Consider the following 20125-nt stretch of genomic DNA (forward strand, 5'->3'; position numbering starts at 1 on the left):
CGGCATTACTTCTGGGCAAGTTGTGTCCAAGTGTCGGCGTTGACTATACCCAGTACTTCAAGTTGACCCTTGCCGCCGATGCGTACGAACAGTGCGCTGCCATATTCTGCGGTGGCCGCATGGGGGAACCCGGTCTGTTTCTCGAAATCGCTGATGCAGCCGCTGTGGGTCACCAGCACCAGGTTATGTTGCGCGACCTTGTGCGCCACCACGTCATTGCGCAGCGTGGGGCCGCAGGTGGCCAGCCATTCCTGGGTGTCGGCGTCGTGGCCGAACATGAAGTGCGCGGTCTGCGCGGTCCGTGTCATCGGGCTGCTCAGCACTTGGGCCTGGTCCATGCCCAGGTGCGCGAAGCCTTGCCCCACGGCGGTCGCCGCCGCGCTGCCCACCTGCGTGATGCCGTCGGCCGGCCCCAGGCAAAGGTTCTCCGAGCGGTCGCAGCGTTCGGTATGACGCACCAGCGCAACCACTTCGCCAGCCTTCCAGGCCGTGATCAGCCGGCTGGTTTCGGCAGGCCCGGCGTTGCCCAGATAAGTGGGCGTTCGCGGCCACCAGACAAACCCGCTGACCAGCGCGGCCAGCGGCAGGAGCCAGGCCAACAGCACCAGTATGCGCATATGTTTCAAGCGCCCTCTCTTATTGGCGGAAATGAATTGCACGGACTCTCCCAAGGCGTGGCCCCTTAGAACTTTCTGAATAAGTCAGGCACGGGGAGTGCCAACTATTAAATCAACTTTGATCACGGGGAACATGAACCGCAGCTGAACACTACGCAGCTGCTCGTCGGGGGGTGGTGAAGAACATGTGAAAAAAATGCCAGAGCCGTAGATCCGCAACTAATCCGGTAATTGATAAATAAACTCAAATCCGAATTTTGTTTGGGCTTCTGGCTTACAAACATTGACGGCTGCGCTGAAGTTGTATTTTTTCAACTTCATCAGGGACGACGGTTTGTCGCCCCATGCCGTGCAGCCCGGAACGCGCCTGCCAAAGCCCTGGAGTCACCGAACCGAATGGATCTCAAGCAAAGCCTGAGCAAGCGCATCGTCATCGTGTTTGCCCTGATGAGCGCCGTCGTCGCGGGAGTGTTTGCCGTGGGCATCGTGGCCACCGTCCATGTGGTGGAGCACAAGCTGACGAGCACCGCCCTGAGCGGCGGATTACGCCGACTGTTGTCGATGGATGACATCAGCCGGTGGAACCATCGCCCGGAAAAGGATGAACTTTTCTACTTCGAGGGGGGGCCGGGGCCGTTGGCGCTCACCCCGGCGCTGGCGGCATTGCCGCCGGGCTTTCAGGAGGTGACGTTCGGCGACGATGCGTTCTTTGCCATGGTGGAACTGGTCGGCGGGCGCAAGTACGTGCTGCTGCGCGACCAGGAAAGCCTGGAGAAGCGCGAGCACCTGCTGTTCGTCGTGGTGACCGTCGGGTTTCTGCTGAGTGTTCTGCTGGCGCTGGTGCTGGGCCGTCTGCTGGCGCGCAGGGTGATGGCGCCGGTGATTCGCCTGGCGCGTCAGGTGCGTCACCGCGATCAGTTGCTGGAACTGGCGCCGCCGCTGCACCCGGACTACGCGGCCGATGAGGTGGGCGAGTTGGCGCTGTCGTTCGACCAGACGCTGGGGCGCCTGCGCGAGACCCTGAGCCGGGAAAAGCTGTTCACCGCCGACGTCAGCCACGAACTGCGCACGCCGCTGATGGTGCTGTCCGGTTCCTGCGAGCTGCTGCTCGCCAACCCTTCGCTGGATACACGCTCCGCTGCGCAGGTGAACCGTATCGCCAGGGCCAGCCATGAGATGCGCCAACTGGTGGACACCTTCCTGATGTTGGCCCGTGCCCAGGACGACACCGGCAACGACATCTGCGCCACGCTCAGGCAGGTGGCGGACGCCCAGGCGGAGATCTGGGGCCGGTTGATCCGGGAGAAGGGCCTGGCGTTTTTCTACGACCCGAACCCGACCCATTCGGAGCGCTTTAACCTGACGTTTCTGCAATCGGTGATGGGCAACCTGCTGCGCAATGCCTGGCACTACACGGATAAGGGCTACGTGCGCCTCACGCTGACGCAAAGCGGCTTCGTGGTGGAGGACAGCGGCATCGGCATCCCCGAGGAACAGCGCCCGGCGATGTTCCAGCCGTTCGTGCGAGGCGACGAGCGTCGTGGCGAAGGGCTCGGCCTGGGGCTGTCGCTGGTGCAGCGGATCTGCACCCGGCAGCGCTGGACGGTGGAGCTCACCACCCGCGAGCCCAACGGCTGCCGCTTCGCGGTGGAACTGACGCCGCCGGTTCAGGAGGCCGTCGGGCACCCCCGGTTGCCGCCCGCCGCCTGAATGATCAGCGCGGCCAGGCGTTTGACGTTGTTCTGCTGGGCACTCACCAACTCATCGATCGACGGCCCGGACGGCGTGCGCAGGGTCGAACGGCAGGCGAGCCGCGCACCGTCGCCGCCCGCCGCCCGCAACTGCCATTTGACGTCGATCAGCCCGTACTGGCCGGGCACCGAATCGAAGCGCTGGATCTCGATCAGCACCGACGCCTTGCGCGGACTGCCGGCATTGCCCATCTGATCGGTCAGGGTGCTGCGCAACTCATCGGCCAGGCTCGCCCCCCACCATTCGGTTTCCAGGATCGCCAGGCCGCTGTTGCCCTGGCGGATGACGATCTGCGGCCGGTCCACCTGCGGCGGCACGCTGATGCCTTCCAGGGCGATGTCCGGGCCGGAGCGGTCGGCGGCCGGTTGCGCCGGGGTCAGGGTGTGGAAGCTGATCGGGTCGCTGCGGCAGGCGCCGAGCAGCAGGCACGCGGCGAGCACGGCGGTTTTCAGCGGTGAGGCCATGGGACAGCTCCTGTGCTCAGTTGCGCGGCGGACCTTTGAGGTCCAGCGGCGCGGCGTTGTCGGGACGTCCGCGGATCAAGGATTCCGGGTGCCGGCCCAGGTAATCCGAGAGTTCGCGCAGCGAGCGCGACATGCGTCCGAGTTCATCCAGCGTGCGGGTCAGCTGTTCGCGCTGCGGCGAGTCTTCGGCCAGGGTCGAATTGGCCGACTGCAAGGTCTTGCTCACGTCGGACAGGGTGTTCTGCACGCCGGGCAGCGTCTTGGCGTTGAACTGGGTCAGGCCTTTGCGCAGTTCCACCAGGTTGCCGTCCAGGTTGCCGGCGATCCGTTCCACCGGCAGCTTGTTGAGCTTGTCGATCACGGCTTCGAGCTTCTCCTGCAACTGTTCGAGGCTGCCGGGGATGGTCGGGATCATGATGGGACGCAGGGTCGGGTCGAACGCGACCTTTTCGGCTTTCGGAAAGAAGTCCAGGGCGATGTACAGCTGGCCGGTCAAAAGGTTGCCGCTGCGGGCCTGGGCGCGCAGGCCGTTCTCGACGAAGGTGCCGATCAGCCGCACGGCGGCGGCTTCGTCCTCAGGATTGTGCTTGAGCACCTTGAGCATCTTGATGTGGGCCTGGCCCAGGCGCTGCGGGTAGATCACGATGCCGACGTTGACCGGGAAGCTGCGTTTCTTTTCGTCGAAGTCCAGGTTGACGCTCACCACCCGGCCCACTTCCATGCCGAGGAACTCCACCGGCGCATCGACCTTGAGCCCGCGCAGCGCCTGGTCGAACCGCAGGCTCAGGTATTGCGGCTTGCCGTTGGGCGGGGCGAGGGCGGTCTGCTGGTCGTCGAACAGGTCGAAGGTCTTGAGCTCTTCGGCCGCCACGTCGTTGGGGCTGTACTCCGGCGCACGGAAGGCGACGCCGCCGACCAGCAGGGTGGACAGCGATTCGGTCTTGACCGCGAAGCCGTTGGCGCCGACGTTCACGTCCAGGCCGCTGGCGTTCCAGAACCGGGTGTTTTCGGTCACGTAGGCATCGTTGGGCGCATGGATGAACACTTCGACGGTCACGCCTTTGCCGTCGGCGTCCAGCGCGTAGGCGACGACCTGGCCCACCGGGATCTTGCGGTAGTAGACCGGCGAACCGATGTCCAGCGAGCCCAGGTCCTGGGTGTGCAGATTGAAGCGCTTGCCCGGTTCGCCGTAGGTGATCGGCGGCGGGTTCTCCAGCCCGGTGAAGTGCTTGGCCCGGCTGTTGGACTGCCCGATGTCGGCTCCGATGTAGTCGCCGGAGAGCAACGTGTCGATGCCCGACACGCCGCCGGCGCCGATGCGCGGGCGCACCACCCAGAACTGCGAGTCCTTGCGGGTGAAGGTCTCGGCCTGCTTGGACAGCTTGACCGTGGCGTTGACGCTTTTCTGGTCGTTGCTCAACTCGACGTCGGTCACGTGGCCGATCACCACGTTGCGGTACTTGACCTCGGTCTTGTTGGCGGTCAGGCCGCTGCCGGTCTTGAACGAGACGGTGATGGTCGGGCCTTCCTGCATCAGGTTGTGCACCACCAGCGATATGCCCACCAGCACCGCGACGATCGGCACGATCCACACCAGCGACACGTTGAAGCGCCGGGTCTTGACCGGGGCGGGGCCGGGTGCGGGCGGCGGGCTCGCGGCTGACGTCTCCATCCATGACCTCCGGGGTGTGTTCGGCAATGAGCGTCAGGAACGCAAAAGCACTTCATCAATATAGAAGTGCTTTGCGAGAGAGCAAATGCGGGCCGGCGAAGCCGTCAGCCGAGGATTTCCCGCAGGCGGTACCAGAACATGCCCAGCGCCAGCAGCGGCGAGCGCAGGGCCGGGCCGCCGGGGAAGGTCATGTGCGGCACGCCGCTGAACACGTCCATGCCTTGGCTGTGGCCGGCGTGGATCGCCTCGCCGAGCAGTTTCGCGCACCAGTGGGTGACGTTCAGGCCATGGCCGGAGTAGCCCTGGGCGTAGAACACGTTCGGGTGCTGCTTGAGCCGGCCGACCTGCGGAAAGCGGTTGGCGGTGATGCCGATCTTGCCGCCCCACTGGTAATCGATGCGCACATCGGCCAGTTGCGGGAACACCTTGAGCATCTTCGGCCGCATGTACGCGGCGATGTCCGCCGGGTCCCGCCCGGAATAGTGGCAGGCGCCGCCGAACAGCAGGCGACGGTCCGCCGAGAGCCGGTAGTAGTCGAGGCCGACTTTCTGGTCGCACAGCGCCAGGTTCTGCGGGATCAGTTCGGCGGCACGCTCCGGCGACAGGGGCTCGGTGGCGATGATGTAGCTGCCGGCGGGCAGCACCTTGCCGCTGAGTTTCTGTTCGAGCCCGTCCAGGTGTGCGTTGCAGCCCAGCACCAGGCGGCCGGCGCGCACGGTGCCTTGGGCGCAGCGCACCTGCACGGTGTCGCCGTGGACGATCTCCTGCACCTGGCTCTGCTCGAAGATCCGTACCCCCAGCCCAGCGGCCACCCGGGCTTCGCCCTGCACCAGGTCCAGCGGGTGCAGGTGGCCCGAGCCCATGTCGATCAGGCCGCCCTGGTAGACCCCGGCGTTCACCACCTGCCGGCGGATCTGTTCCGGCGCCACCAGCCGCGTCTCATGGGCATAGCCAGATTTCGCCAGGCTGTCCTGTTCGGCCTTGAACGCCTCGAACTGCGCGGCGGTGTTGGCCAGTTCGCAGAAGCCCCAGCGCAGGTCGCACTCGATGCCGTGCTCGGCGATGCGCCGGCGCACCAGCTCCACCGAGTCGATCCCGGCCTGTTGAAGGTAGCGTACGCCGTCGCTGCCGACGTGGCGGGCGAAGCCTTCGACGTCATGGCCGATGCCACGGATCAACTGCCCGCCGTTGCGCCCGCTGGCGCCCCAGCCGATCCGCCGGCCCTCCAGCAACACCACCGAGAGGCCGCGTTGCGCCAGTTCGATGGCGGTGTTGACGCCGGTGAAGCCGCCGCCGATCACGCAGACGTCGGCGACGAGGTCGCTGTCCAGAACCGGGTAGGGCGAGGCCGCGCGGGCCGAGGCGGCGTAGTAGGAGCGGGTATGTTCCTGGGTGTACTGATTCATTTGTTCGACTTCACTTTGCTCCAGGACCGGGTCATCAGACGCATGATCGACTGGGGCGGGGTAGAGGAGATGTAGAGCTTGTCGAGCACCGCCTGGGACGGGTAGACCTCAGGGTTGTTGACCAGCTCGGCGTCCATGTACGGCTTGGCCGCAGGGTTGGGGTTGGCGTAGCCCACCGAGGCGCTGACCTTGGCGATCACTTGCGGGTCGAGCAGGTAATTGATGAAGGCGTGGGCTTCTTTGGGGTTGCTGGCGTCGGCGGGGATGGCCAGCAGGTCGAACCACAGGTTGGCGCCTTCCTTGGGGATCGCGTAGGCGATGTTCACGCCGTTCTTGGCTTCCTTGGCGCGGTTGGCGGCCTGGAACACGTCGCCGGAATAGCCGAACGCCACGCAGATGTCGCCGTTGGCCAGGTCCGACACGTACTTGGAGGAGTGGAAGTAGGTGATGTAGGGGCGGATGCTCAGCAGTTTCTCTTCGGCCTTCTTGTAGTCGTCCGGGCTTTCGCTGCGCGGATCCAGGCCCATGTAGTTGAGGACGGCGGGGAAGACTTCGTCGGCCGAGTCCATCATCGACACGCCGCACTGGGTGAGTTTCTTCAGGTTCTGCGGCTCGAACAGCACGGCCCAGGAGTCGATGCGGTCGACGCCCAGCACTTGCTTGACCTTGTCGACGTTGTAGCCGATGCCGTTGGTGCCCCAGAGGTAAGGCACGGAGTGTTCGTTGCCGGCGTCGTTCTTTTCCAGCAGGGCCAGCAGTTTGGGGTCGAGGTTCTTCCAGTTCGGCAATTGCGAACGGTCGAGTTTGAGGAACGCGCCGGCCTTCACCTGGCGGGCCAGGAAGTGGTTGGAGGGCACCACTACGTCGTAGCCGGTGCGGCCGGCGAGCAGTTTGCCTTCCAGGGTTTCGTTGGAGTCGAAGACGTCGTAGATCACCTTGATCCCGCTGCTGGCCTGGAAGTCGGCGAGGGTGGTCTCGCCGATGTAGTCGGTCCAGTTGTAGACGCTGACCTGGGGTTGGGCCTGGACCGCGGCGCTGCACAGCAGCGCGAGGGCGGCGGGGATCATGGATTTCAACGGACGCATGGCGACACCTCTTGGCATTGTTGGAATTTTCGGGTTGCTGCGTTTCCTGTGGGAACTAGCTTGCTGGCGATGACGGCGGGTCAGCCGACGAAGATGTTGGCTGTGCTGGCCCTATCGCGGGCAAGCCCGCTCCCACAGGGGAATGCGGTGTTTCGGTGTTGCGGTTTCTGTAGGCGCCAGCCTGCTGGCGATGGCGGCAGATCACTCAATCAAGATGCTGGCTGTGCCGGCCTCTCGCGAGCAGGCTCGCTCCTACAGGGGATTGCGGTGGTTCAGACGCTCAGCAGCAGGAATTCCCGCTCCCAGGAACTGATCACCCGCTTGAAGTTCTCGTGCTCGGCCCGTTTGACCGCCACGTAGCCGCGCACGAACTTGTCGCCCAGGTAGCCGGCGACGGTCTCGCACTCTTCCATCTGGGTCAGGGCGTCTTCGATGGTGATCGGCAGGCGCAGGTTGCGCCGTTCATAGGCCCGGCCTTCCACGGCAGCGCTCGGCTCGACGCCTTCGACCATGCCGATGTAGCCGCACAGCAGACTGGCGGCGATGGCCAGGTACGGGTTGGCGTCAGCGCCGGGCAGGCGGTTTTCCACGCGCATCGATTCCGGCCCCGATGTCGGCACCCGCAGGCCGACGGTGCGGTTCTCTTCGCCCCATTCGACATTGACCGGCGCCGAGGTGTCCGGCAGGAAGCGGCGGAACGAGTTCACGTTCGGCGCGAACATCGGCAGCACCTTGGGGATGAACTTCTGCAGGCCGCCGATGTGGTGGCGGAACAGCGTGCTCATGGAGCCGTCGTCGTCGGCGAAGATCGGCTGGCCGGTGGCGATGTCCACCACGCTCTGGTGCAGGTGCATGGCGCTGCCGGGCTCGTCGCCGATCGGCTTGGCCATGAAGGTGGCGGTGACGTTGTGCTTGAGCGCCGCCTCGCGCAGGGTGCGTTTGAACACGGTGATCTGGTCGGCCAGGTCCAGCGCGTCGCCGTGGCGAAAGTTGATCTCCATCTGCGCCGGGCCGTCTTCGTGGATCAGCGTGTCCAGATCCAGGCCTTGCAGTTCGCACCAGTCGTAGACGTCTTCGAACAGCGGGTCGAACTCGTTGGCCGCGTCGATGGAAAACGACTGGCGACCGCTCTCGGCCCGTCCCGAACGGCCCAGCGGCGCCTTGAGCGGCAGGTCCGGGTCTTCGCAGCGCTGGGTCAGGTAGAACTCCATTTCCGGCGCCACGATCGGCTTCCAGCCCTTGTCGGTGTACAGCTGCAGAACCTTTTTCAGCACGTTGCGCGGCGACAGTTCGATCGGGTTGCCGAACTTGTCGAAGGTGTCGTGGATCACGATGGCAGTCGGCTCGATGGCCCACGGCACCACGTACACCGCGTCGCTCACCGGTTTGCAGACCATGTCGATGTCGGCCGGGTCGAGCAGGTCGTAGTAGATGTCGTCGTCGACGAAATCCCCGGTTACCGTTTGCAGCAGCACACTCTCCGGCAGGCGCATGCCTCGCTCATGCAGGAACTTGTTGGTCGGTGCGATCTTGCCGCGGGCGATGCCGGTCAGGTCGCTGACCACGCATTCCACTTCGGTAATCTTGTGATCTTTCAGCCATGTGAACAGCTGATCGAAAGGGGCGTTCATAAAGACCTCGTCGTTGGTTTTGTTGACGCGCCGGGAATACGGTTTCATCTGCCGCAGGCTTCCCCTGTGGCGCGTTGGCGTCTATCTTGGGCGGGCCTTGCGGTTCCATCTATCCACTTTCAGCAGCACCAAAGCGCACCAAAAGAGTGCGCAAGGTCTCCCATGACAACGTGTAATCCGATCCAGGTCCAAGCCTTCGACACCGCCGACGTCACCGAACAGATCCGCGCCACGCCGGGTTGGGTGCAGCATTACCAGCAGATGTCGCCGGGGCATTTCGCCGGGCGTATCCGCTACCTGGACCTTGAGGGCGTGGAGGTCTACGAAGAGCAGATGAACACCCGGGTCGAGCAGAATTTCAGTGCGCCGCCGGGGGCGCTGGCGTTCTGTTTCGACCGCAGCGACAACGCGCTCTACCTGCTCAACGAAGAGAGCCGCAACATCTGGATCACCCCGGAGAACTACCAGGAGATCGCCGTGGTGTTCGGCCCCGACTTCGTCCGCCAGCACGGCCTGGACGTGGCGCGGCTGGAAGGGCTGTTCATGGCGCCGCTCAACGGCGGGCAGAACGCGTTGTTCAGCCGCTGGCTCAGTGCGACCCTGACCCGGCTGGCGCAGACCTTCGACCCGACGACCAAAGACGCGCTGACCCTTCAGTTGCTGGAGGACTGCCTGTTCATCCTCGACAACGCCCGGCTGTGCCTGGACCGCGGTGCCCAGCAACGCAGGGCCGACGAGCGGATGATCATGAAGCGCGTGGGCGAATGGGCGGCGGACTCGCCGGAGGAAACCGTCAACCTGCTGGAGCTATCGCAGGTCGCCGGGGTGTCGCTGCGCCAGTTGCAGCAAGCGTTCAAGGCCTACACGGGCATGTCCCCGACCCACTGGCTGCGCCTGCGCAGGCTCAACAGCGCCCGGCGTGAACTGCTCAACCGCAGCGGCGGGGCAACCACCGTAGCGGAAGTGGCCATGAACTGGTCGTTCTGGCACTTGGGGCGGTTCTCCAACAGTTACCGGGCGCTGTTTAAAGAGTTGCCCAGCGAGACGCTGAAACGGGGCAATAAGTAAACGGACTTCTGTTGAGTGCCGAGGGCAGGATTCTTTACCGTCAGGGTGTCTGTAGTGCCGGGGCGTAGGACGTATCCGGCATATGTGGCTTGATGTTTCCCAGAAGTCGCTTATTTGGATTTTTATAAACAAAATCAATGGCTTGAATTAACTTAACGTTGTCGGCCCGCAAGTTTGCTGTGCTTTTCAAGGCCATCTAGCGTTCTGCGAACCGATGCAAACGGTGCATCGGTTCACATGAAACGAGGCATACGAGATGGCTGTTCCATTGAACGAAAAAGATAGCGCCAACACACTTCCCCAGGCCGTCCTGCATCTGATCGCCGGGCAATATCCGGGGGTCGCCCGCGATGCCGGGCTGCTGACCAAAGAAGATGTCATCAAGATCAAACAGTATGTGAAGAAGGGCCTGTCGCTGCCCGGCGAGCTGCCGGAGGTCGAGTCCTACCTCAAGTACAAGAAGATCGACATCGCCGGGCTCGAACCGGTCGACATCCAGGGCCTGTTCAAGAAGATCAGGATCCACGCCGCCAGTTGGGACGCGGTGGAAAGCAAGATCCTGCAGCAGAGCATCGACCTGACGTCCGCCGCCAAGAACATCGTCAGCAGCGGCGGCGAGATCCTGTCGGTGATCAAGGAAATGCCGATCATGGAGCGCGTCCGCACGACGCTCGGGCAAATGACCGGCAATGACCTGGCCGGCATCAAGTACACCTCGGACGACGGCGAGGTCGCCACGGCGGTGACGCAAATCATCCGGTTGATGAAGGTCGACATCCAGCGTCAGCAGGCGGCGACCCGGGAGCTCAAGGAGCGCATCTCGAACTTCAAGATCGAGCTGGCCGGCGGCGACCTGTCGAGCGGCAAGCGGGTGTTCGGGCTGCAATCGGAGGTCAAGGGCAAGTACGACCTGATGGAGCGCAACAACCTGCTCGCGTCGATCGCCGACTCCCGGGAAACCCTCAAGGAGAAGAAAGCCCGGATCACCCAGCTGGACAAGGACTACGACTACTACGTGGGCATGTCCTTTTCCGGTGGCTTGCCGATCCTGTGGCCGATCACCGGGTCGATCTTCGGGCCGAAGGCCGAGAGCGCGAGGAAGGAGCGCAATGCCCTGAAGGATGAGGTCGATGCCCTGCAAGCGTCGGTCAGCGCCAAGCAGAGCCTGCAAAGCGCCATCGAAAGCTCGATGTCCAACTTCGGCGACATCGGCATCCGCATGGCCGGGGCCGAAGCGGCGCTGAACATCCTCAATACGATGTGGCAAACCATCCTCAGCAAGATCGACGCGTCCGCGTCGCAGTTCGAGCGCATCGACGATGCGTTGCGCCTGACCACGTTCGTGGCCGAGTTCGCCCTGGTGATCGACCCGTGGCGCGATGTGAAGAACACCGCCGGCGAGTTGCTGGAGACCTTCAACCAGGCGCTGGACGAATACAAAAAGAACTTCAAGTGACCCTTTCCTTGATGAGGAGCATTGCCATGAACGGCGCAACCCCGATCCACACCCAGAACATGCCTGCCATCGACGTGAAGAAGATCGTGCAGACCATCCGCGACATCGCGACCCTGGCGCGCTTTCGCCACGAACGGGACGATGTCCTGCAGGAGCGGGCGCATCAGGTCGCGGCTTACCTGAACAACACCGACCGTACCTTGCGCGAGTCGTTTCCGGTGCTGTTGACCGCCCTGGACAGCGCCAGCGGCCAAAGTCATTTCGCCGCCCTCGAGGAGCTGTGGGACGCCCTGGGCAGGCATGACTTGAGCGCCGAGGACCGCGCGCTCGTGAGCGATGAGGTGCGCAACCTCAAGGCCACCGTCGAGGCGATGCTCGACCGCGTCGAGACGCGGTTCTGCGAATGCGCCCGGCGTCTGGAGAACGAGGTGCACAGTGTCTACAAGGTGGAGATCGACGGGCGGGCGGACGATCCGCTCAAGGTCGCCAAATCCCGCAAGACCCGGATCCTCGCCGAGCTGAACGAACATGCGCGCAACAAGGCTCTGTGCACCGAACAGCGGGACACGCTGATCAAGGCGCAGGAGGTGATCCGCGAGTTCAACCTGGCCGACATGTACAAGAACTACATCCCGTCGGGCGAAGCCCTCGACGGCATCGATATGGAGAACCCGAAGAAGGAAGCGGTGAAGCAGGGCATCGAGCTCGTCCGCAAAGTGCTGGGCATGGTGTCCGAGGGCATCAAGTACATGGAACTGGCCACCGCCCGCGGCAACCTGGACAGGGAAATCGAGGCCATCGCCCAGCAAGAGGAGCGGCTCAACGATGAACTCGACAGTGCCGAGGACGGGTTGTCGGACGCGCTGGCGGTCGTCGAGATCAGCCGTCGCCGGCGGATCGCGGGCGAGGAGGTGATGGCCGTGGCCAACGTCTGGAAGGGCTTTGCGATGGCGGTGGAGCGGCTGCGCAGCACGGACTACACGCCCAGGGACCTGACGACCCTGCTGAACCGCTATCACGTTCATATTGAGACGCTGAGCATCGACTACAACGCGATCCTGATCGACTGAGTGACGTCGGCGGCCAACCCCTGCGGTTGGCCGCCGCCATCAAGGGCAAAGGTTTCACATGCCGTTGACGAACTCCGGGTCTTCAGGGTGCAGGCGTGCGCCGAGGCCGGCCAGCGCCTTGGCGTATTCGCCGAGCACGCCAAGGGCCCAGTCGGCGCGGCGGCGGATGCGCAGATCGTCGGGGCCGGCGCTGTCGGGACCGTTCATCACCGACTCCACCTGACGCACGATCAGCTGTTCGGGCAGGTAGCAGATGCGGCAGTTCTTGTAGCTTGAAGCACGCAGTTCGGAGAGCGGGTAGGCGCCGCCCTGGCCGGACGACACGCCCACCAGCAACGCAGGCTTGTGGCCGAGTTCGCGGTAGCCGGCGTGGACGAACAGGTTCTTCAGCGCCGGGCAGGCCATGCCGTGCCATTCCGGAGTGAGCACAACCAGTGCGTCTGCCTGGCGCAGCAACGCGGCGTGATCGGCCCAGATCCCTTGGGTGTCTTCGGCGGGCCACAGCGGCAACGGCTCGCGTCCAACGTCAATGACACTGGGGTGGCTGCACAGTCGCAAGTCTTGCAAACGCCCCGCGAGGTAGGCAGCGACTTTCGCCGATTGACTGTCGGGCTGACTGGAGCCGGCGATGAGGACGATGTTCAGGCTCATTGGGCCAGCTCCCGGTTGGCGGTTGTCTTGGGTTGCGGGCGTTTGTCGCGCACCAGCGGCCAGAACAGTTCGTGCTGCCAGCTGACCGGGCGCATGTCCTCGATGCCGTAGTGTTCCGGCCGGCGCCGGGTGATCCTGGCCGAACCGAACAGCACGTCCCAGAAGAACAACAGGTTGCCGAAGTTGCCCTTGTAGTGGGTCACGTCGTCGTCGGCATTGAGCCCGTGGTGTGCGGAATGGGTGGCAGGTGTGGAGATGGTGCGCTCCAGCAGCCACATCAACGGGCGCAGCGCCGGGATACGGTACAGCCGGTCATCCCACGGCACGCTGCTGTGGGCCCCGAAAATCACCAGCATCTTGACGATCAGGTAGCCAAAGTACACCGGGGCCAGGCCCATGTAGAGCAGGGCGCCGGAGAACCACAGCCCGGGCATCAGCAGGTAATAGAAGCTGTTGTTGCGGTAGACGATGCGGATGCTCATGTACGGCGCCGAATGATGGGCACGGTGCAGCGAGTACAGGAACGGCACCTTGTGGCTGAGGCGGTGCCACCAGTATTGGGTCATGTCGTCCAGCACCAGGAACAGGCCCAGCCCGAGCAGCCAGTGCAGGCCGGCGAGGCTGTCTTTGGTCTGCGGCGCGAAACGGTCGAGCAGCCAGGCGCTGAGGAACGTCACCAGCGGCAGCGTGACGCCCATCAGCAGGCCTGAACCGATGATTTCGATGACCGCGTCACGACGCTGGGCACGGGGCTGCCTGAAACAGGCGCAGGCGATTTCGAGGACGATGAAGCCGATCAGGATGGCGCTGATGATCGGGATCGGACTGTTGGTTATTGTTGTTGTATTCATGGCACTCTCTGGTTGGGGCCGACAAGGCCGGTGCCAGACAATAAAAAACCAAGGGCCCGCCGCACGATATGCGCAAAACGGACAGAATCACCCGAGAAGCGGCCAACCCGATGCCGGAGCGGTTTCACCGCGGGCCATTGGGGCGGGTGCTGGAGCGTTATCTCCACAGCCGTTCCTCACAGCCGCGAACCCACTACAGCATGGTCGCCCTGGAGCAGCTTTGGGCCAAGGCCGCCGTCCATGATCCGGCCATCGGCCTGCATCTTTTCTCCCATTTCCGCCGTCAGGACTGGCACGTGCTGGCCCATTCCTGCCTGTTCAGCGCCAATCTCGAAGAGGCGATCCGCTTCTGGGCGCGCTACGCGTCGCTGGCGTCGGACATGGACCATGTGGAACTGGTCGAGGAGGGTGACTGGCTCGGCGTGGAACTGCGCATCGATGCGCCGGCGAGCCTGGCGCGTTATGTGGTCGAGCATTACTGCGTGATGTCGGTCAGCGTGCTGCGGGCCGGCATGGACAGGGCGGTTCTGCCGCAGCGAGCCTGCTTCGCGCATGAAAAGCCGGACTATCACGCCGAATACACCCAGTGGTTCGGCGAGGACGTACGGTTCGGCTGCGGCCACAACCGTGTCTATTACGATCGCGCCAGTCTGCAGCGGCCGCTTCTTACCGCGCACGTCGGGATGATGGAGGTGCTGTGCCAGGAACTTGACCGGCGTCTGGCCCGTCAGCAACGGCTCAGCGGCTGGGCGGGGCGGGTGGCGCAGGGCATCCGCCAGGCTCTGCTGGCGAGCCAGAAGCCCAGCCTGGAAACCCAGGCGCAAGCGTTGCACCAAAGTGCCCGGACATTGCGCCGGCGTCTGGAGGAGGAAGGCCTGACGTTTCGCCAGCTGTTCGACCGGGTTCGCGCCGAGACGGAACAGTACCTGGAACTGCAAGGGCTCAGCCGGGCGGAAATCGCAGCTCAATTGGGCTACAACGATCTGGCGGCTTACGTGCATGCGCGCAAGCGGTGGCGTGGCGATATGGATGACGAAGCATGCAAATAAATTATAACTACGCTAAATGACTGTTTAGTGTAGTTATATCAAACATCCCGAGGACTGAACGATTGAACCGATATGACGCACGGGAATTGGCGGCCGCGCTCAACCTGGAACCCCACACCGAAGGCGGTTTCTACCGGCGCACGTATCAAAACGATCTCGAACCCATGATCGATACGCCCGGCGGCAAGCGTCATCTGATGTCGTCGATCTACTACTTGCTGACCGAAGATGCGCCCATCGGGCATTTTCACTTGAACCGATCCGACATTGTTCATTACTACCATGTGGGCGACGCGATCGAGTACAGCCTGATCCTGCCTGACGGCACGCTGAAAACCGTCGTGATGGGCGCCGATGTCCTGGGCGGCCAGCACTTGCAGCTGTACGTGCCTGGCGGTGTCTGGAAAGCGTCGCGGTTATTGGATGGGGAGCACGGATTCGGTTTGATCAGCGAGGCTGTCTCGCCGGGCTTCGACTATGCGGACATGAGGTTGGGCGAACGAGATGAACTCAGTGAGCGGTTTGCGCAACATCGGGCTTTGATCGACAAACTGGCCTTGTGATGCCCAGTCAGGGACGGGACAGGGCACAATCGACAGGTTCTGGTGCGCACTCACGCACCAGAACCGTCTCAACAGTTACCACTGGCCGCTGGCGAGACAGCCAACGATCTCCCAGCCGCTGTATTCCCACCAGGAATATCGTTCATCGGAGCAACTTCGGGCCAGGCTCGCCAACTTGATCTCGCCAGCTTTTGGCTGCGTTCTGAATGGCGTATCCAGTGAGGCTGTCACCGGGCTGACGGTTTGCGGGGCCTGGATGGCGGTCGGATGCACGGAGGCGCTCGCGACCGTTGCGGTGAATACGAGCGTCGCGGATACGGCCAGAGCCGCTATGGACTTTTTCATGTTCGAATCCCTTCAGTTATCTGACATGCAGCGAATGCATTGGCCAGACCTGCATGAACCAACAATCTGAACAGATCGGCCATTGGCGTGATGTGACGCAATCAAAGCCTAACACCAGGCTGGATCCTGAACAGTCGCTCAAGTGTGCTATTGACAAGGCAGTGGTCGAAGGAGTGGAAAGAGGCCCGGGGTCGTGATGTTGGCTGCAAATCTGGCTAAGACGGGGCTGGATGACCTCATATGAATCTACGCATAATGTATATTATGTTAAATAATGTGTCATTCCAGAATGCTCATGAGCTGTCCATTTCCACTTACCTCGGTCGCTTTTCCACAAAGCCCTGTTTGCAGAAAAATCAACGCCGTTTTTGCCCGCTGCGTAAACCTCGTGTTCGTTCAGTGCTGGAGGAACTCAAACGCACTGCGGCCATTTTTCTCCATCTTGACCAAATCTTGAAAAACCCTTGAGCCGGCCTTGTGAATGGCTCCGTAAGCTTTCTCCGTCTACTCGTTGCGCAACCGTGCAAACGCTCATCGACGGTTCCCCGACGAGCCTTTTTGATCTTGATAAGGAATACCCGCGTGCGCGTCATCAATGGACTTCGTAAAGGTCTGATCCTCTCCCTGACATTCAATGCTTCGCTGATCGCCACCGGCGTGCAGGCCGATGAGTCGCGTTCCGGCGACGCCAGTCTCTGGGGCGACAGCACCGATGTCACCCTTGGCCTCGGCGCCGCCTACGGCCCTCGCTACCTGGGCTCGGAGAACTACACATCGACGGCTCTGCCGATGCTTCGCGTCGAACGCGGAATGTTTTTCTTTGACCTCAAGGAAGGCCTGGGCCTGCAATGGCAGTCGCCTTCAGGCTTCAGCGCCAGTGCCTCGATCGGCCAGGACACAGGCCGTGCGGACGGCGACAGCAAGTACCGCTACGGTTCGGACAAGCTCAAAGGCATGGGCGAAGTCGGCAGCTCCACCGTGCTCAACCTGCATGCCGCCCAGCAACTCACCTCCTGGCTGGCGCTGAGGGCCAAGGCCGAGCTGCGGACCGGCGGAGAGAAGCGCGGCGATCAGTACGCCCTGGGCTTCGAAAGCAAGCTGTTCGACGGCGACCGCGACAAGGTCACCTGGGGCTTCGATGCCCATGCCGGCAACGCACGCTTCAACCAGACCTATTTCGGCGTCACCGACCAGCAGAGCGCCACGTCGCGCTTCGCCAGCTACAAAGCCGACAGGGGCATCTATGCCTACTCGTCCGAACTGACCTGGATGCATGCGTTCGATGAGCATTGGTCGACCATCGCCGGCGTCGAGCTGACCCACTACACCGACCAGGTCCGCCACAGCCCGATCATCACCAAGGACACCACGGCCGTGAGTTATCTCGGTGTAAACTACGCGTTTTGACCGCACGCCAGCCTCCCCCGAACCTTGCCGTCGCCTGCCCGGGCCGCGGCAAGTCTTGTCTTCGAGCCCTTTATGACCAGCAAACTGATCCTCATCGTCGAGGATGACGCCGACAGCGCGAGCATTCTCGAGGCCTACCTGAAACGGGATTTCTTCGATGTGGCGATCGCCAGGGACGGACTCATGGGCGTCGAGCTGCATCAGCGGCTCAAGCCCGACCTGGTGCTGCTCGACATGATGCTGCCGGTGATGAACGGATCCGAGGTGCTCAAGACGCTGCGCCGGCGCGGTGACACGCCGGTCATCATGGTCAGCGCCATGGGCGATGAGCCGGAGAAGCTCGGCGCTCTGCGGTACGGCGCAGACGACTACGTGGTCAAGCCGTACAACCCCAAAGAAGTCGTCGCCCGGGTGCATGCGGTGCTGCGCCGGGTTCAGGCCGGCGCCAAGGCCGTGTCCCGGCTGCGTTTCGAATCGCTGTGGCTGGACACGGACAGCCGCTCGGTCGGCGTGGTTCAGGAGGACGGCACGGATCTGCCGGTCGAGCTCACTCCGACAGAATTCAATCTGCTGGCGATCCTGCTGGGCTCGCCGCAGAAGGCGTTCAGCCGGGAGGACTTGCTGGCCCGCTGCCTGCCGGACAGCGATGCGCTGATCCGGGTGGTCGACACGCATATTCACAATATCCGGCGCAAACTCGAGCTTCAGGGCATCACCGGCGTGCTGGTGACGGTGCGCTCGATCGGTTACCGCTTCCACTGAGGCCGCTGCGATGAACAAACCCGTCACGCTCTGGAAATGGGTCGGCTGGCGCATGGGAATCATCGCCGGCAGCGCCGTCGTCTCGATGGCGATGATCATGTGGGTCCGCTACCTCTGGTGGCAGAAAGAGGTCAACGCCAACATTCCCCTGCACGCGCAACAGCGCTTCGCCTCGCTCATGGAGCAACCCGCCGGCCATGAGGCCGAGCTGTGGGCCTACATCACCCGCTACTACCATTTCGATGACATCCGGCCGGGCATCACCGGGGCCGACTGGTGGACCATCGCCCTGCTCCTCGCCGCCGCGCTTCCGCTGATCGTCGCCACCGGTTTTCTGTTGGTGCGTCCGCTGTCGAGGCGGTTCATCGGGATTGCCGCGGCGGCGCAGAAGGTCGCGGGCGGTAACCTCAATGTGACCCTTCGTGTCAGCGAAAGAATGCCGCTGGAGATGCAATGCCTGACCAGCGACTTCAACAGCATGACCCGCCGGCTCAGGCTCTACGAACAAGAGGTGCAGGCGTCCAGCGCCGTGCTGGCCCACGAGCTGCGCACGCCCCTCAATGCGGCGATGGGCAGGGTTCGCGGGATGATCGACACCGTGTTCCCCGCCAATGAGGAGCAGCTCGGCCTGGTGCTCAATCAGCTGGAGCACCTGAACTTGCTGGTCGATGACCTGCTCCTGCTGTCCCTTGCCCAGGCGGGCCAGTTGCCCCTGACGAAGACCACCTTCAGCGTCGAAGAACTGCTGCGCGAACGCATCAACTGGTTCAAGCCGCAACTGGCCGACGCCGGGCGGGAGGTCAAGGTCAACGGTCTTTCGCCGCTGCCGATCAGCGCAGACCGCAACCGCATCGGCCAACTGTTCAACATCCTGCTGGACAACTACCTGCGCTACGCCGCCACCGGGGGCGATCTGCACATTCAGGGGCGCCCGGATCCGGAGCGCTTCACGTTGATCTTCAGCGACCGCGGCCCCGGCTTATCCGAAGCGGCGCTGCAGCGCGTGTTTCAGCGATTCTGGCGCCAGGAGCCGTCGCGCAGCCGCGGTGCGGGCGGAAGCGGGCTTGGGCTGTCGATTGCGTTGGCCATCTGCACCGCCCACGGCGGCGAGATCGCCGCACGCCGAGGTGCGCGAGGCGGTATGGAGATTGAGATCAGCTTGCCCCGCTCGCTAGGCGGGTGATTCCAGGCAGCCAGGGTCGGGACGACTTCGAGGATGCGGGATCGCCCGAGATGACCCTCCACGTCAAGCCGAAGGCCGGTTCGGGGGAAGGCAATCACCTCCCCCTGAACCGCGTTCACTGCCCTGTCGAGGACGTGGGCAACACGCCACGACGGGAAAACAACACCGGCGCCCCTTGTGGGTCGAGCAACGCCGCTGTCAGCGAAAGCCCCTCGACCGACTGACTCTCCTCGAAGCGCTCTCCCCCGTCGCTGCTTTTCATCATCAGCCCGTCCAGCCCGACTGCCAGCACCCGTCCGCCGGACACCGCCACCGACGTGACGGAGCCTTTGCTCTGGGTCGGCACTCTGCGAAAGTCCTTGCCCTCGGCCGTGCCGTGCATCAGCGTGCCGCGCTGGCCGCCCAACAGCAGGCTGCCGTCCGCCAACACGGCGCCGGACCACAGCGTGCCTTCGTAACCGGTGCTGATGTACCGCCAGCTTTTGCCTTCATCCTCGGAAAGCAGAACTTGTCCGTGTTCGGCGGTGGCATAGAGCTTGTGTTGGCCATCGGCAAACAGTCCCATCAAATTGAGATCCGCCTTCTTCGAACCCGGCGGCGCCTGCAACGTCTGCTCCGTCCACGTCAGCCCGCCGTCCTCGGTGGTCAGCACCAGGGACCAGAGCCCCACGGCGACGCCCTGTTGGGCATTGAAGAAATGCACGGCGAACAGCGGCCGGTCCTCTTCGTTGGACATCCGCTGGATCTGCCAGGAGTCGCCGCCGTCCGCAGTGACCAGGATCGCGCCCCAATGGCCCACCGCCCAGCCGCGTTTGGCGTCGACGAACGACACCCCCGTGAGCGGCGTGGACAACGGCACCGAGCTGGCCTGGCGAAAGCTTTTACCGTGATCGTCCGACAGCAGCACGATCCCGTGGTCACCGGCCGCGACCACGCGCTCGCCGGCCCAGACGGCATCGAGCATGGTCGCCTGGCTGGCATGTTCCGACTGCACCGCCGGCACCACCTGCAACGGCGAAGCCCGCAAGGCAAACGGCGGCAGCATCGCGGCGATCAACACGACGATGGACAAAAAACCGTTACGCATGACTCT

The 20125-nt window shown here is 63.4% G+C and carries 19 protein-coding genes; 9 read left to right on the forward strand and 10 right to left on the reverse strand.

The window, feature by feature from the left end:
• Nucleotides 1-5: 5 nt before the first annotated feature.
• Entirely contained in the window at nucleotides 6-617 is a 612-nt protein-coding gene (gene pmrG, locus KVG96_RS10535; RefSeq protein ID WP_217892467.1) for a lipopolysaccharide core heptose(II)-phosphate phosphatase PmrG, read from the reverse strand.
• Nucleotides 618-1013: 396 nt separating this feature from the next.
• On the opposite strand from pmrG, the gene KVG96_RS10540 reads away from it, so the two are divergent.
• Nucleotides 1014-2327 (forward strand): sensor histidine kinase, encoded by a 1314-nt coding sequence (locus KVG96_RS10540; RefSeq protein ID WP_217891979.1) that lies wholly within the window; start codon nucleotides 1014-1016, stop codon nucleotides 2325-2327.
• Here KVG96_RS10540 and KVG96_RS10545 read toward each other — a convergent pair.
• From KVG96_RS10545 to KVG96_RS10565, 5 genes are all read right to left on the reverse strand, one after another.
• Complete coding sequence (locus tag KVG96_RS10545) at nucleotides 2285-2833, reverse strand: PqiC family protein (RefSeq protein ID WP_217891980.1); 549 nt, start codon at nucleotides 2831-2833, stop codon at nucleotides 2285-2287. The two genes, KVG96_RS10540 and KVG96_RS10545, sit on opposite strands and share 43 nt — an antisense overlap.
• A 16-nt stretch (nucleotides 2834-2849) precedes the next feature.
• The gene (locus KVG96_RS10550) at nucleotides 2850-4505 is read right to left on the reverse strand and encodes a PqiB family protein (RefSeq protein WP_217891981.1); all 1656 of its coding nucleotides are present in this window, start codon (nucleotides 4503-4505) and stop codon (nucleotides 2850-2852) included.
• Between the two features lie 104 nt (nucleotides 4506-4609).
• Nucleotides 4610-5911, reverse strand: coding sequence for an NAD(P)/FAD-dependent oxidoreductase (locus tag KVG96_RS10555; protein WP_217891982.1), 1302 nt, complete (start codon nucleotides 5909-5911; stop codon nucleotides 4610-4612).
• A complete protein-coding gene (locus KVG96_RS10560) occupies nucleotides 5908-6996 on the reverse strand; it encodes a polyamine ABC transporter substrate-binding protein (protein WP_217891983.1) in 1089 nt (362 codons plus the stop codon). The genes KVG96_RS10555 and KVG96_RS10560 overlap by 4 nt, the downstream gene beginning before the upstream one ends.
• A gap of 272 nt (nucleotides 6997-7268) precedes the next feature.
• Nucleotides 7269-8627 (reverse strand): glutamine synthetase family protein, encoded by a 1359-nt coding sequence (locus KVG96_RS10565; protein ID WP_217891984.1) that lies wholly within the window; start codon nucleotides 8625-8627, stop codon nucleotides 7269-7271.
• Between the two features lie 162 nt (nucleotides 8628-8789).
• On the opposite strand from KVG96_RS10565, the gene KVG96_RS10570 reads away from it, so the two are divergent.
• The 3 genes from KVG96_RS10570 to KVG96_RS10580 all read left to right on the forward strand — a co-directional run bounded on the left by KVG96_RS10570 (nucleotide 8790) and on the right by KVG96_RS10580 (nucleotide 12221).
• Nucleotides 8790-9695 carry a helix-turn-helix domain-containing protein gene (locus KVG96_RS10570; RefSeq protein ID WP_217891985.1) on the forward strand — a complete coding sequence of 302 codons (906 nt, stop codon included), beginning with the start codon at nucleotides 8790-8792 and terminating at the stop codon, nucleotides 9693-9695.
• Nucleotides 9696-9951: 256 nt separating this feature from the next.
• Complete coding sequence (locus KVG96_RS10575) at nucleotides 9952-11151, forward strand: alpha-xenorhabdolysin family binary toxin subunit A (protein WP_217891986.1); 1200 nt, start codon at nucleotides 9952-9954, stop codon at nucleotides 11149-11151.
• Nucleotides 11152-11177: 26 nt separating this feature from the next.
• Entirely contained in the window at nucleotides 11178-12221 is a 1044-nt protein-coding gene (locus tag KVG96_RS10580) for an alpha-xenorhabdolysin family binary toxin subunit B (RefSeq protein WP_217891987.1), read from the forward strand.
• Nucleotides 12222-12275: 54 nt separating this feature from the next.
• Here the strand turns inward: KVG96_RS10580 and KVG96_RS10585 are convergent, their stop codons facing one another.
• Both KVG96_RS10585 and KVG96_RS10590 read right to left on the reverse strand, forming a co-directional pair.
• A complete protein-coding gene (locus tag KVG96_RS10585) occupies nucleotides 12276-12872 on the reverse strand; it encodes an NADPH-dependent FMN reductase (RefSeq protein WP_217891988.1) in 597 nt (198 codons plus the stop codon).
• The gene (locus KVG96_RS10590; protein ID WP_217891989.1) at nucleotides 12869-13723 is read right to left on the reverse strand and encodes a sterol desaturase family protein; all 855 of its coding nucleotides are present in this window, start codon (nucleotides 13721-13723) and stop codon (nucleotides 12869-12871) included. The genes KVG96_RS10585 and KVG96_RS10590 overlap by 4 nt, the downstream gene beginning before the upstream one ends.
• A gap of 68 nt (nucleotides 13724-13791) precedes the next feature.
• Here KVG96_RS10590 and KVG96_RS10595 point away from each other — a divergent pair, with 68 nt between their 5' ends.
• Complete coding sequence (locus KVG96_RS10595; RefSeq protein ID WP_217891990.1) at nucleotides 13792-14772, forward strand: AraC family transcriptional regulator ligand-binding domain-containing protein; 981 nt, start codon at nucleotides 13792-13794, stop codon at nucleotides 14770-14772.
• A 62-nt stretch (nucleotides 14773-14834) separates the two neighbouring features.
• Entirely contained in the window at nucleotides 14835-15335 is a 501-nt protein-coding gene (locus KVG96_RS10600) for a cupin domain-containing protein (protein WP_217891991.1), read from the forward strand.
• Nucleotides 15336-15410: 75 nt separating this feature from the next.
• Here KVG96_RS10600 and KVG96_RS10605 read toward each other — a convergent pair whose 3' ends face one another.
• On the reverse strand, nucleotides 15411-15680 hold the full coding sequence (locus KVG96_RS10605) for a hypothetical protein (protein WP_217891992.1): 270 nt from the start codon (nucleotides 15678-15680) through the stop codon (nucleotides 15411-15413).
• A 582-nt stretch (nucleotides 15681-16262) separates the two neighbouring features.
• On the opposite strand from KVG96_RS10605, the gene KVG96_RS10610 reads away from it, so the two are divergent.
• The 3 genes from KVG96_RS10610 to KVG96_RS10620 all read left to right on the forward strand — a co-directional run bounded on the left by KVG96_RS10610 (nucleotide 16263) and on the right by KVG96_RS10620 (nucleotide 19032).
• Entirely contained in the window at nucleotides 16263-17087 is an 825-nt protein-coding gene (locus tag KVG96_RS10610; protein ID WP_217891993.1) for a MipA/OmpV family protein, read from the forward strand.
• 72 nt (nucleotides 17088-17159) lie between these two features.
• On the forward strand, nucleotides 17160-17849 hold the full coding sequence (locus KVG96_RS10615) for a response regulator (protein WP_217891994.1): 690 nt from the start codon (nucleotides 17160-17162) through the stop codon (nucleotides 17847-17849).
• 10 nt (nucleotides 17850-17859) lie between these two features.
• Nucleotides 17860-19032, forward strand: coding sequence for an ATP-binding protein (locus KVG96_RS10620; RefSeq protein WP_217891995.1), 1173 nt, complete (start codon nucleotides 17860-17862; stop codon nucleotides 19030-19032).
• A 115-nt stretch (nucleotides 19033-19147) separates the two neighbouring features.
• On the opposite strand, the gene KVG96_RS10625 is transcribed toward KVG96_RS10620, so the two are convergent.
• A complete protein-coding gene (locus tag KVG96_RS10625; protein WP_217891997.1) occupies nucleotides 19148-20119 on the reverse strand; it encodes a WD40/YVTN/BNR-like repeat-containing protein in 972 nt (323 codons plus the stop codon).
• Nucleotides 20120-20125 lie beyond the last annotated feature (6 nt).

This window comes from Pseudomonas ekonensis (assembly GCF_019145435.1).
Taxonomy (GTDB): Bacteria; Pseudomonadota; Gammaproteobacteria; order Pseudomonadales; family Pseudomonadaceae; genus Aquipseudomonas; species Aquipseudomonas ekonensis.